We start from the raw sequence: 12,608 nt of genomic DNA, 5'->3' as shown, positions 1-12,608 counted from the left end.
GGAAACGGCAAAATGCCCCGAACAGGTCGAGGCATTTTTTTGGTTATGCGGTGAGGCTTGGGTTTTCACACAGTCTGCATAGGTTCATCATGAGCTTGAGATCATGGAGCTCCAGTGAGCTCGCGTTTCATTTCAATATTGTTGTAGAGAGGCAGGGGGAGGGCTTACAGCGGAGGATTTTCTTCTGCAGGCTTGGTCTTGTTAACACCCGGCACATGCATATTGCTTTCTGCAACCTGGCTGCCTTCAAGCTGAGGCTGAGTGGCCCAGGTGAGAATGTCGTAGTAACGGCGGATGTTGGCCACGAAATGCACCGGCTCGCCGCCTCGGGCGTATCCATAGCGAGTCTTGCTGTACCACTTTTTCTGCGAAAGGCGGGGCAACATTTTTTTAACGTCGAGCCATTTATTTGGATTCAGTCCTTCGTTTTGTGCCAATTTCCGCGCATCTTCCAAATGTCCGCTACCAATGTTGTAGGAAGCGAGAGCAAACCACGTACGATCCGGCTCTAAAATCGTGTCGTCCAGCTGTTCCTTCACGTAGGCAAAATACTTTGCACCACCCTGAATGCTCTGTCTGGCATCCAGTCGGTTGGACACACCCATGGCCTGGGCGGTGTTTTGGGTCAGCATCATCAGGCCGCGCACGCCAGTCTTGGAAGTAACGCCGGGCTGCCACAGTGATTCCTGATAGCCGATGGCTGCCAGCAGACGCCAGTCCACTTGTTCTTTCTTGGCAGACGCCTGGAAGTGCTTCTCGTATTTAGGCAAGCGTTCCTGCAAATGCTGGGCGAAGGTATAAGCGCCCACATAACCCAAAACGTCAACGTGCCCGTAATAGCGGTCTTTCAAGCGCTGCAAGGTGCCGTTTTTATTGACCTTGTCGAGGTAGGCGTTGATTTCGTTGAGCAGGCTGTTGTCTTCGCCAAGTGCGACTGCCCAGCGCTGCCCTTTACCTTCGCCCAGATCGAAGGCCACGCGCACGTTGGGAAAGTAAACCTGATTCATCGCCAGTTCGTTGGAATCCACCAGCGTGATGTCAGTTTGGCCCTCATCTACCATTCGCAGGAGGTCAACAACCTCAACAGCGTCGGATTCTTCGTACTCGATTGCAGGATTTTGTGCTTTCAGAGCGGCCATCTGTTCGGCATGACTGCTGCCTTTAAGGACCATAATGCGCTTGCCGACCAGATCTGAAGGGTCGGTAGGGCGTGACTGGCCGTTGCGATAAATGACTTGCGGGGTGACATCAAGGTAGGAGTGAGAGAAGCGCGCCTGCTTTTTACGCTGCTCCGTATCGATCAATCCAGCGGCTGCCAGCACCGGACCGCCTGGTTTCTGGATCTGATCGAACAACTCATCAAGATTGTCGGCTGTTTCGATCTTCAGCTCTACGCCGAGATCTTCGGCGAAACGCTTGACCAATTCGTACTCGAAGCCTGTCTCCCCGTTGCGATCCTGGAAGTAGGTCGCGGGGCTGTTGCGAGTGACCACGCGCAGCACGCCGTCCTCCTTTACTCGCTCCAGTGTGTTGGGTTTATCAACACAGGCGCCGAGCATCAGGAAGAGTCCGGTTGCGATGAGCCATCTGGCACAACGAGGGCGGAAGTCTGATTGGGAAAACATCGGAGCAGTATACGCAAAGCGCACCCGTCGCCATATCTCGACAGCGAAGCTCGGGTCTGCTAGAGCACAGCCTTTCTGATGGGCAAGCCGAGGGCTGCGTGAACGGCAACATGAGCCGCCGATATGCGGACACCGTCAATCTGGCCGTTTTGGGTGCTCAAGCAGTCGCTTTAGGCTAGAATGCACGGCCTCAAAGCACACCCCCTTCCCGAGGCTGTCCCGAAGATGTTGATCCTGCGCGGTGCTCCTGCCCTTTCTGCCTTTCGCCACAGCAAATTGCTGGAACAACTGAAACAGAAAGTTTCAGCTGTCAGCGGCTTGTATGCCGAATTTGCCCACTTTGCCGAAGTTACTGGCGATCTGACTGGCGAGGAACAGGAAGTTCTCGTTCGCATCTTGAAATACGGCCCGAGCGTGCCGGTTCAAGAGCCGAGCGGCCGGTTGTTCCTGGTGATGCCACGTTTCGGCACTATCTCGCCGTGGTCCAGCAAAGCGAGCGATATCGCCCGTAATTGCGGCCTGGCGAAGGTCCAGCGCATCGAGCGCGGTATTACCTTCTATGTAGAAGGACAGTTCAGCGAAGCTGAAGCGCAAATCATCGCCGGTTGCCTGCATGACCGCATGACGCAGATGGTGCTGGGTTCCGTACAGGAAGCCGAAGGCCTGTTCACTCACGCCGAGCCCAAGCCGCTCACGGCGATTGACGTGCTGGGCGGCGGTCGTGCCGCGCTGGAAAAAGCCAACGTTGAGCTCGGCCTCGCACTGGCTGAAGACGAAATCGATTATCTGGTCACCAGTTTCAATGGTCTGGGGCGCAACCCTCATGACATCGAGCTGATGATGTTTGCCCAGGCAAACTCCGAGCACTGCCGTCACAAGATCTTCAACGCCAGTTGGGATATCGATGGCGAGAGTCAGGAAAAAAGCCTGTTCGGCATGATCAAGAACACCTATCAGATGCACAGCGAAGGCGTCCTGTCTGCTTATAAGGACAACGCCTCGGTGATCGTCGGCAGCGTGGCGGGGCGTTTCTTCCCGGACCCTGAAACCCGCCAGTACGGTGCGGTGCAGGAGCCGGTGCACATTCTGATGAAGGTCGAGACTCACAACCACCCGACTGCGATTGCCCCATTCCCGGGCGCATCGACCGGCTCTGGCGGCGAGATTCGCGACGAAGGCGCAACGGGTCGTGGTGCCAAGCCTAAAGCTGGCCTGACCGGCTTCACCGTTTCCAACCTGCAGATCCCCGGCTTCGAACAACCGTGGGAAGTGAACTACGGCAAGCCTGAGCGCATCGTGACCGCGCTGGACATCATGCTTGAAGGCCCGCTGGGTGGCGCAGCGTTCAACAACGAATTCGGCCGTCCGGCCCTGACCGGTTATTTCCGTACCTTCGAACAGTCCATCAGCACGCCGCACGGCGATGAAGTCCGCGGATACCACAAGCCGATCATGCTGGCTGGCGGTATGGGTAACATCCGTGCCGAACACGTGCAGAAAGGCGAAATCACTGTTGGCTCCAAGCTGATCGTGCTTGGCGGCCCGGCGATGTTGATCGGTCTGGGTGGCGGTGCTGCTTCTTCCATGGCCACCGGTACCAGCTCTGCGGATCTGGATTTTGCGTCGGTTCAGCGTGAAAATCCTGAAATGGAGCGTCGTTGCCAGGAAGTTATCGACCGTTGCTGGCAATTGGGTGACAAGAACCCGATCAGCTTCATCCATGACGTCGGCGCGGGCGGTTTGTCCAACGCCTTCCCGGAGCTGGTCAATGATGGCGGCCGCGGCGGTCGTTTCGAATTGCGTAACGTACCGAACGACGAGCCGGGCATGGCCCCGCTGGAAATCTGGAGCAACGAATCCCAGGAACGTTACGTGATGGCTGTTGGCGCCGAAGACTTCGAGCGTTTCAAGGCGATCTGCGAACGTGAGCGCTGCCCGTTCGCGGTAGTAGGCGAGGCGACTGCCGAGCCTCAACTGACAGTGACCGACAGCCACTTCGGTAACAATCCAGTTGATATGCCGCTGGAAGTGCTGTTGGGCAAGGCTCCACGCATGCACCGCAGTGCTGATCGCGAAAACGAGTTGGGCGATGATTTCGACCCAAGCGTGCTGGATATCGAAGAAAGCGTACAACGCGTTCTGCACCACCCGGCCGTTGCCAGCAAAAGCTTCCTGATCACCATTGGTGACCGTAGCATTACCGGTCTGGTTGCTCGCGATCAGATGGTAGGGCCTTGGCAGGTGCCAGTCGCTGACGTTGCCGTGACTGCGACCAGCTTCGACGTCAACACCGGTGAAGCCATGGCGATGGGCGAGCGCACTCCGCTGGCACTGCTGGACGCTCCTGCTTCTGGCCGTATGGCCATCGGCGAAACGCTGACCAACATCGCTGCCTCGCGCATCGAAAAGCTTTCCGATATCAAAATGTCCGCCAACTGGATGTCCGCTGCCGGTCACCCAGGTGAAGACGCTCGTCTATATGACACTGTGAAAGCGGTCGGTATGGAGCTTTGCCCGGAACTGGGTATCACCATTCCGGTGGGTAAGGACTCGATGTCCATGAAAACCCGCTGGAGCGATGACGGCGTCGAGAAGAGCGTAACGTCGCCGCTGTCGTTGATCGTGACCGGTTTTGCTCCGGTGACTGACATCCGCAAGACCCTCACCCCGGAACTGCGCATGGACAAGGGCGTTACCGACTTGATCCTGATCGACCTGGGGCGTGGTCAGAACCGTATGGGTGCTTCGATCCTGGCTCAGGTTTACGGCAAGCTTGGTCGCGTTGCGCCAGATGTCGATGACGCGGAAGACCTCAAGGCCTTCTTCGCTGTTATTCAAGGTCTCAATGCTGACGGCCACCTGCTGGCTTACCACGACCGTTCCGATGGCGGTCTGTTGACCACCACGCTGGAAATGGCATTTGCCGGGCATTGTGGTCTGGACCTGCACATGGACGGCCTTGCTGAAACGCCGGCTGAACTGGCAGCGATCCTGTTCAACGAAGAACTGGGTGCAGTCATCCAGGTTCGTCAGGACGCCACGCCAGACGTGCTGGCTCAGTTCAGCGCTGCCGGTCTGGAAGATTGCGTCGCGGTGATCGGTCAGCCGGTCAACAACGATGAAGTCGCCATCAGCTTCAATGGCGAGCCAGTGTTCAGCGGCCAGCGTCGTCTGTTGCAGCGTCAATGGGCTGAAACCAGCTACCAGATCCAGCGTCTGCGTGATAACGCCGAATGTGCCGATCAAGAGTTCGATGCGCTGCTGGAAGAAGATAATCCAGGCCTGACCGTGAAGTTGGGCTTCGACGTCAACGAAGACATTGCTGCGCCTTACATCAAGACTGGCGTGCGTCCGCAAGTGGCTGTGCTGCGTGAGCAGGGCGTCAACGGTCAGGTCGAAATGGCAGCTGCCTTCGACCGCGCCGGTTTCAACGCGATTGACGTACACATGAGCGATATCCTGGCGGGCCGTGTCGATCTGAACGACTTCAAGGGCATGGTTGCTTGTGGTGGTTTCTCGTACGGCGACGTACTCGGTGCTGGCGAAGGCTGGGCCAAGTCAGCGCTGTTCAACACCCGTGCCCGTGATGCGTTCCAGGGCTTCTTCGAGCGTCAGGACAGCTTCACCCTTGGCGTGTGCAACGGTTGTCAGATGCTGTCCAACCTGCACGAGTTGATTCCGGGCAGCGAGCTGTGGCCACACTTCGTGCGCAACCGCTCCGAGCAGTTCGAAGCGCGTGTTGCCATGGTGCAGATCCAGGAATCGCCGTCGATCTTCCTGCAAGGCATGGCCGGTTCGCGTATGCCGATCGCCATCGCTCACGGTGAAGGTCACGCGGAGTTCGCCAACGATGAAGCGCTGGTCGCTGCCGATGTTTCCGGCACTGTGGCGCTGCGCTACGTCGATACCCACGGCAAGATCACCGAAGCCTACCCGGCAAACCCGAACGGTTCGCCGCGCGGTATCGGTGGCCTCACCACCCGCGACGGTCGCGTCACCATCATGATGCCGCACCCCGAGCGTGTATTCCGTGCTGTGCAGAACTCGTGGCGTCCAGAAGACTGGAACGAAGACGGTGCGTGGATGCGCATGTTCCGCAACGCCCGTGCTTGGGTGAACTAAGAAACAATGTACAAGCTCGCGTTCTTTGTACCGCCGAGCCATGTGGAGCAGGTCAAAAGTGCCGTATTCGCCGCTGGTGCAGGGCGAATCGGGGCTTACGATCAGTGCTCATGGCAGGTGCTGGGTCAAGGCCAGTTCCGCCCGCTGGATGGCAGCCAGCCATTTATCGGGCAGGGCGGTGTGGTCGAGCAGGTACAGGAATGGAAAGTCGAGCTTGTCGTTGCGGATGAGTTGATTCAGCCAGTAGTGGCGGCTCTCAAGCAGAGCCACCCTTACGAAACGCCGGCCTATGAGGTTTGGCGGCTGGAGGATTTCTGATCTCCCCAGCGCTAATGATGCGGCACACGGGGGACTTGTGGGAGCGAATTCATTCGCGAAGACTGCGGCACAGACGATGAATCTTTATCGACTGTACGTGCCTCTTCGCGAATGAATTCGCTGCCACAGGGATCGCGCAGGCAGTTAGATATGCGTCCTCCCGATGCCTGGTTATGGCCTGATCTCAATCATCGTGCCGTCCTTCACCAGGCCCCACACTTCCCGCATGTCGTTGTTCTTCAGCGCGATGCAGCCGTTGGTCCAGTCCAGCGTGTGGAAGTACCACTCCGGATATTCCTCATCCACTGGCGTGCCATGAATCATGATCATGCTGCCGGGCTTCACGCCTTCGCGTTTCGAACGCTCGGCGTCCGCCGCATTCGGGTAGGAGATGTGCATTGACAGGTTGTAGTTGGTGCTGGTTTTGCGCCAGTCAAGCCAATAGAAGCCTTCCGGTGTACGCTGGTCGCCTTCCTTGAGTTTGGTGCCTTTGGGTTGTTTGCCCAGCGAAATACGGTAAGTCTTCAGAGGCTCGCCGCCGCTGATCAGTTGCAATTGGCGAGCTGATTTGAGCACCAGCACCTTGTCGATTTTCTTGTCGGCAATGTTCTCGACGTTAATCACTTTTTCGCCGACGATCTTTTGCTCGCTGCCTTTGGGAACAATGGTCTGGGTAAACGAGGCCTGGGACAACGGCATGAAAGACAAGCACAAAGCAGCGAGCAACCAACGCATCGAAACGGTATCCCTGAAGCGGCGCCTGTAAGGGGCTGGCCTGATTAAGTGTCTTGAATGGGCCGCGACGGCGGCAGGGCTTCGTTACGCACAGGGTAAGCCTGCTCGCGACGATCAGCGAAGAAGCATTCTAGGGTACGCCGGACGGTCATGAAAGCCAGGTCCGACCAGGGTATATCCGCTTCATCGAACAACTGGACTTCCAGGCTTTCAATTCCCGCGGCGAATTCCGGTGTGGCCAGTTCGCCCCGGAAGAACACATGAACCTGATTGATATGCGCCACATCCACCAGCATGTACAGGTTCAGTTCGCCTGGTGTTGCACAGGCTTCCTCATAAGTTTCCCGGCGCGCCGCCTGTTCCATGGTTTCACCGTTTTCCATGAATCCGGCTGGCAAGGTCCAGAAACCCAGGCGCGGTTCGATGGCGCGACGACATAACAAGACCTTGTTATCCCAGACGGCCAGACAGCCCGCAACGATATTGGGGTTTTGATAATGAATGGTCTGACAGTGCTCGCAGACAAAGCGCAGGCGGCTGTCGCCTTCGGGTATGCGCTGGATGACCGGTTTGCCGCATTGGCTGCAGAATTTCATGGATGCGTTCAATTGCTGAATTCAGTTGCTATCTTGGCGTGTGCCAAGGGTGATCGGCAAGCTGCGGTTTAGTCGCGTTCACATTGTCCTGGGAGGACTTGGGCAGTTCGCCACTTTGGTGCATGATGCCGGGTAGGCAACAGATCGAGATTTCCCATGCTGGATGAGCTACTTCGCCGCGTAAGCAGTCATACGCCGAGCACCTTTGAGACGGATCGACTCTTCCCCGAAGCTGCGGTGTTGCTGCCTATTACCCGCAGCGACGAGCCGGAGCTGATTCTGACGCTGCGTGCCAGCGGGCTGTCGACTCACGGCGGTGAAGTGGCTTTCCCTGGTGGGCGGCGTGATCCGGAAGACCGTGACCTGATTTTCACTGCACTGCGCGAAGCCGAGGAGGAGATAGGTCTGCCGCCAGGGCTGGTTGAAGTGATCGGGCCGCTCAGTCCGGTGATCTCCAAGCACGGTATCAAGGTCACGCCTTACGTGGGGTTGATTCCCGACTTCGTGGAGTACCGCCCCAACGATGCCGAAATCGCCGCCGTGTTCAGCGTGCCGCTGGAGTTCTTTCGTCAGGACACCCGGGAACATACCCACCGCATCGACTATCAAGGTCAAAGTTGGTACGTCCCCAGCTATCGTTACGGCGAATTCAAGATATGGGGGCTGACCGCGATCATGATTGTCGAATTGATCAATGTGCTTTATGACAGCAAGATCAGCCTGCGTCACCCGCCAGAACACTCCGTGATCTAAGCAACGATAAACGGGCCGCAGAGCCTTGAGGATACTTGTGCATGAAATACCTTCTGGGCGATTTCCGCGTCGAAACCCATCCACAAAGCTGGGTCGCGCCTAATGCTGTGCTGATTGGCAAGGTCAAGCTGGAGGCGGGGGCCAACGTCTGGTTCAACGCGGTGCTGCGTGGTGATAACGAGCTGATCCATATTGGAGAGAACAGTAATGTTCAGGACGGTACGGTCATGCACACCGATATGGGCTCACCGCTGGAGATCGGTAAGGGCGTGACGATTGGTCACAACGCGATGCTGCATGGCTGTAGCGTCGACGACTACAGCCTGATTGGCATCAACGCGGTCATTCTTAACGGCGCGAAGATCGGCAAATACTGCATCATTGGCGCTAATTCACTGATTGGCGAAGGCAAGGTTATCCCCGATGGCTCGCTGGTCATGGGTTCACCGGGTAAAGTGGTGCGCGAACTCACTGATGTGCAGAAGAAAATGCTCGAAGCCAGCGCCGCCCATTACGTCCACAACGCCCAGCGCTACGCTCGCGACCTGATGCCGCAGGAAGACTGATGGAAACCGAACGCCGCGTAGCCTCTCCGTGCGTCAGTATCTGCGCTCTGGATGACGACGATGTCTGCCTGGGATGCCAGCGCACCGTCAAAGAAATCACTGACTGGCACGCCATGGACAATGACCAGCGGCGCGCCGTGCTCAGGCTCTGCCATGAGCGGGCCGAGGCGAATGGGCTTGTCTGGAAAATGTAATCCGAAGTCCCGCTTTTCCTGTGGGAGCCGAGCTTGCTCGCGATGAGGCTGGGCGCAATCTACATGATATCTGCGGTGTCCTTATCGCGAGCAAGCTCGGCTCCCACTGTTTGAATCTCATTTCAAATACGCCACCGCCTTGCATCGCCTGATACCATTACCCATCCTCCCCGCCACATAAGCCTCACCTCATGCTCTTCCTGATCGCCTACATCAGCAGTGTCGTGCTGATCAACTTTGCTTTCTCTGCCGCCCCGCACCTGGACGTTATCTGGTCCGCCTGGGGTGGTTTGGTGTTCGTGCTGCGCGACATGGTACAAACCCGTTTCGGGCATGGGGCGATCCTCGCCATGCTGGCGGCTCTGGTGCTGTCGTATGTGACGTCCGACCCGACCATCGCGCTGGCCAGTGCCACGGCGTTTGCGGTCTCGGAGTGCATCGACTGGCTGGTATTCACGGTAACCAAGCGCCCACTTCGTGATCGCTTATGGCTCAGCTCTGCGCTGAGTATCCCGGTGGACACCTTCATCTTTTTCGGCATGATCGATGCGCTGACCCCGCCCGTGATTATCACGGCGCTGGTTTCCAAATTCGTCGGCGTCACGGCCGTCTGGCTGATCATGACCTGGCGTGCACGCAAGAATGCGAGTGCGGGCTGAGAATTACGGGCCTTCGTGGTAAATTGCGCGCCTTTCTCCACAGCGGTCGCTCGCACCTGACGCGGGCTGCCCTCGATATCTGCTCCACGAGGACCTGAGATGACTCAAATCGGAACTCCACTGTCGCCTGTCGCGACCCGCGTATTGCTCTGCGGTTGCGGTGAGCTGGGAAAGGAAGTCGTGATCGAACTGCAGCGCCTGGGCGTTGAAGTGATTGCTGTTGATCGTTATGCCAATGCGCCTGCCATGCAGGTTGCCCATCGCAGCCATGTGATCAACATGCTTGACGGTGCCGCGCTGCGTGCAGTGATCGAAGCCGAGAAACCGCACTACATCGTGCCGGAAATCGAGGCCATCGCCACCGCTACTCTGGTTGAGCTGGAAGCTGAAGGTTTCACGGTTATCCCGACGGCCCGCGCTACGCAATTGACCATGAACCGCGAAGGCATCCGTCGTCTGGCTGCTGAAGAGCTGGACCTGCCGACTTCGCCGTATCACTTCGCCGATACCTTTGAAGACTACAGCAAGGCAGTCCAGGACCTGGGCTTCCCGTGCGTGGTCAAGCCGGTGATGAGCTCGTCGGGCAAAGGCCAGAGTCTGTTACGTACTGCTGATGACGTGCAGAAAGCCTGGGATTACGCTCAGGAAGGCGGTCGTGCTGGTAAAGGTCGGGTGATCATCGAAGGATTCATCGACTTCGAATACGAAATCACTCTGCTGACCGTGCGCCACGCTGGTGGTACTACGTTCTGCGCGCCAGTGGGTCATCGCCAGGAAAAGGGCGACTATCAGGAATCCTGGCAGCCACAGGCAATGAGCCCGATTGCGTTGGCTGAGTCCGAGCGCGTTGCCAAGGCAGTCACCGAAGCTTTGGGTGGTCGCGGTCTGTTTGGTGTTGAGCTGTTCATCAAAGGTGATCAGGTCTGGTTCAGCGAAGTATCGCCGCGCCCTCATGACACAGGTCTGGTAACCCTGATTTCTCAGGACCTGTCGCAGTTTGCCTTGCACGCCCGCGCGATTCTGGGTTTGCCAATCCCGCAAATTCGCCAGTTCGGGCCATCGGCTTCTGCGGTGATTCTGGTGGAAGGCCAGTCCACTAATACCACTTTCGCCAACCTCAACGAGGCGCTGAGCGAGCCGGATACCGCGCTGCGCCTGTTCGGCAAGCCTGATGTGAACGGCCAGCGCCGCATGGGCGTCGCTCTGGCTCGCGACGAGTCCATCGAAGCGGCACGTGCCAAGGCGACGCGTTCTTCGCGGGCTGTGAAAGTCCAGCTGTAACGCAAGCCCTGCAGGAAATGGCGCGGTGTCACTGACACCGCGCTATCTCGAAGCAAGCATTGGACCTGTAGGAGCTGCCGAAGGCTGCGATGGCGGTTTGTCAGGATGAATGCTTCGCAGCCTTCGGCAGCTCCTACAGGATCAGATTTGAGCTAAACGATTTTATCCAGATCCGCCTCCCGCGTTTCCTTCAGGCACAGCACGGCAATCACGCTGATCAACGCTGCTGCCGACACATACCCGCCCACCCAGCTCAGTCCGCCCATCGCCACCAGTTTCTGGGCGAAGAAGGGCGCTACCGATGCGCCGACGATGCCTCCCAGGTTGTAGGCCGCTGACGCGCCGGTGTAGCGCACACGGGTCGGAAACAACTCGGGCAACATTGCGCCCATCGGGGCGAAGGTCACGCCCATCAGGAATAGTTCGATACACAGAAACAGCGCCACCGCCCATGTCGTGCCGTGGGTCAGCAACGGCTCCATGGTGAAGCCCGAGAGGATCGCCAGCACGCCACCAATGATCAACACCGGGCGACGTCCGAAGCGGTCACTGGCCCATGCCGCCAGCGGAGTCGCTGCTGCCATGAACAGTACTGCGAAGCACAGCAGGGCGAGGAAGGTCTCACGGCTGTAGCCAAGCGTTGATACGCCGTAGCTCAGGGAAAACACGGTTGAGATGTAGAACAGCGCATAACAGACCACCATTGATGCGGCGCCCAGTAATACCGGCGCCCAGTACTGGCTGAACAGCTCCACTATTGGCATCTTCACCCGTTCGTGGCGGGCGATGGCGTTGGTGAAGACCGGGGTTTCTTCCAGCTTCAGTCGCACATAGAGCCCAACCATTACCAGTGCCGCGCTCAGCAGGAACGGGATTCGCCAGCCCCATGAGCGAAACTGTTCGTCATCCAGCGTCATGGCCAGTGTCAGGAATAGCCCGTTCGCGGCGAGGAAACCAATCGAAGGGCCGAGTTGCGGGAACATACCGAACCAGGCGCGCTTGCCTTTGGGGGCGTTCTCCGTGGCAAGCAAGGCTGCGCCGCCCCATTCACCACCCAGCCCCAATCCCTGGCCGAAACGCAGCACGCATAACAGAATCGGTGCCCAGGCACCTATCGTTGCGTAGCCCGGCAGTACGCCGATCAGCGTGGTGCACACGCCCATCAACAGCAACGAGGCGACCAGCGTCGACTTGCGTCCGATACGGTCGCCGAAATGGCCAAACAGCGCTGAGCCTAGCGGGCGTGCAAGGAAGGCGATGCCAAACGTCAGAAATGCGGACAGCATTTGTGCGGTGCCGGACGTTTGCGGGAAAAACACCGGGCCGATCACCAGCGCAGCGGCGGTGGCGTACACGTAGAAATCGTAGAACTCGATGGCGGTGCCAATGAAGCTGGCGGTAGCGACGCGTGTGGCAGAGTTGACCGGGCGAGCCGGTGCGCTCTCATTTTCATGGGTGGCAGAAGTCGTAGTCATGCGGGTCTTCCTGACAGTCATAGTGCCTGTCGGTGATCGCCAGATACGACGATCCACGGCGGCATACATTAATTATTGTGGGTACAGCGCTGATCAGGTTAGCCCGGATAAGGGCGAGAGGCGTTGGTCATGCCGGGGGTAGGGCAGAGCCAGGGAGATGCGCGAGACGTTCAGGCTGAATGACTGGCCGGATCACATGGGGTGCGGGTAGCACACGGATCGGCGGGCTGGGTAAGCGGCCCGATTATAGGAATCGAGCCGCCGGTATAACAAGAGGCTTCTGG

At 58.1% G+C, this 12,608-nt stretch carries 10 protein-coding genes and 1 pseudogene; 7 read left to right on the top strand and 4 right to left on the bottom strand.

Annotated elements, in window-relative coordinates:
• Positions 1-164: 164 nt before the first annotated feature.
• Positions 165-1,625 carry a membrane-bound lytic murein transglycosylase MltF gene (mltF, locus tag RX972_RS09865; RefSeq protein ID WP_099267639.1) on the bottom strand — a complete coding sequence of 487 codons (1,461 nt, stop codon included), beginning with the start codon at positions 1,623-1,625 and terminating at the stop codon, positions 165-167.
• A gap of 225 nt (positions 1,626-1,850) precedes the next feature.
• On the opposite strand from mltF, the gene purL reads away from it, so the two are divergent.
• Positions 1,851-5,747: a phosphoribosylformylglycinamidine synthase gene (purL, locus tag RX972_RS09860; protein ID WP_316874654.1), complete on the top strand. Its 3,897-nt coding sequence runs from the start codon at positions 1,851-1,853 to the stop codon at positions 5,745-5,747.
• Between the two features lie 6 nt (positions 5,748-5,753).
• Positions 5,754-6,065 (top strand): YqfO family protein, encoded by a 312-nt coding sequence (locus RX972_RS09855; RefSeq protein ID WP_122396192.1) that lies wholly within the window; start codon positions 5,754-5,756, stop codon positions 6,063-6,065.
• Between the two features lie 171 nt (positions 6,066-6,236).
• Here RX972_RS09855 and RX972_RS09850 read toward each other — a convergent pair.
• Together RX972_RS09850 and RX972_RS09845 are read right to left on the bottom strand one after the other, a co-directional pair.
• Positions 6,237-6,656 (bottom strand): annotated as a pseudogene (locus tag RX972_RS09850) (L,D-transpeptidase family protein); the annotation flags it as partial.
• A gap of 188 nt (positions 6,657-6,844) precedes the next feature.
• Positions 6,845-7,396 carry an NUDIX hydrolase gene (locus tag RX972_RS09845; RefSeq protein ID WP_263270850.1) on the bottom strand — a complete coding sequence of 184 codons (552 nt, stop codon included), beginning with the start codon at positions 7,394-7,396 and terminating at the stop codon, positions 6,845-6,847.
• 156 nt (positions 7,397-7,552) lie between these two features.
• Here RX972_RS09845 and RX972_RS09840 point away from each other — a divergent pair, with 156 nt between their 5' ends.
• From RX972_RS09840 to purT, 5 genes are all read left to right on the top strand, one after another.
• Entirely contained in the window at positions 7,553-8,149 is a 597-nt protein-coding gene (locus tag RX972_RS09840) for a CoA pyrophosphatase (RefSeq protein ID WP_122707843.1), read from the top strand.
• 41 nt (positions 8,150-8,190) lie between these two features.
• Positions 8,191-8,715: a gamma carbonic anhydrase family protein gene (locus RX972_RS09835; protein ID WP_231666130.1), complete on the top strand. Its 525-nt coding sequence runs from the start codon at positions 8,191-8,193 to the stop codon at positions 8,713-8,715.
• The gene (locus RX972_RS09830) at positions 8,715-8,909 is read left to right on the top strand and encodes a DUF1289 domain-containing protein (RefSeq protein WP_406643857.1); all 195 of its coding nucleotides are present in this window, start codon (positions 8,715-8,717) and stop codon (positions 8,907-8,909) included. Before RX972_RS09835 ends, RX972_RS09830 begins: the two co-directional genes overlap by 1 nt.
• 191 nt (positions 8,910-9,100) lie before the next feature.
• Complete coding sequence (locus RX972_RS09825) at positions 9,101-9,568, top strand: VUT family protein (RefSeq protein WP_027902596.1); 468 nt, start codon at positions 9,101-9,103, stop codon at positions 9,566-9,568.
• Between the two features lie 99 nt (positions 9,569-9,667).
• The gene (gene purT / locus RX972_RS09820) at positions 9,668-10,849 is read left to right on the top strand and encodes a formate-dependent phosphoribosylglycinamide formyltransferase (protein WP_316874642.1); all 1,182 of its coding nucleotides are present in this window, start codon (positions 9,668-9,670) and stop codon (positions 10,847-10,849) included.
• A 152-nt stretch (positions 10,850-11,001) separates the two neighbouring features.
• Here purT and RX972_RS09815 read toward each other — a convergent pair whose 3' ends face one another.
• Positions 11,002-12,324: an MFS transporter gene (locus RX972_RS09815; RefSeq protein ID WP_099267646.1), complete on the bottom strand. Its 1,323-nt coding sequence runs from the start codon at positions 12,322-12,324 to the stop codon at positions 11,002-11,004.
• Positions 12,325-12,608 lie beyond the last annotated feature (284 nt).

This window comes from Pseudomonas syringae group sp. J309-1, from assembly GCF_032582135.1.
Lineage (GTDB): Bacteria > Pseudomonadota > Gammaproteobacteria > Pseudomonadales > Pseudomonadaceae > Aquipseudomonas > Aquipseudomonas quasicaspiana.
Note: the sequence above shows the minus strand (reverse complement) of the source record. Positions and strands in the feature narration are given on the sequence as shown.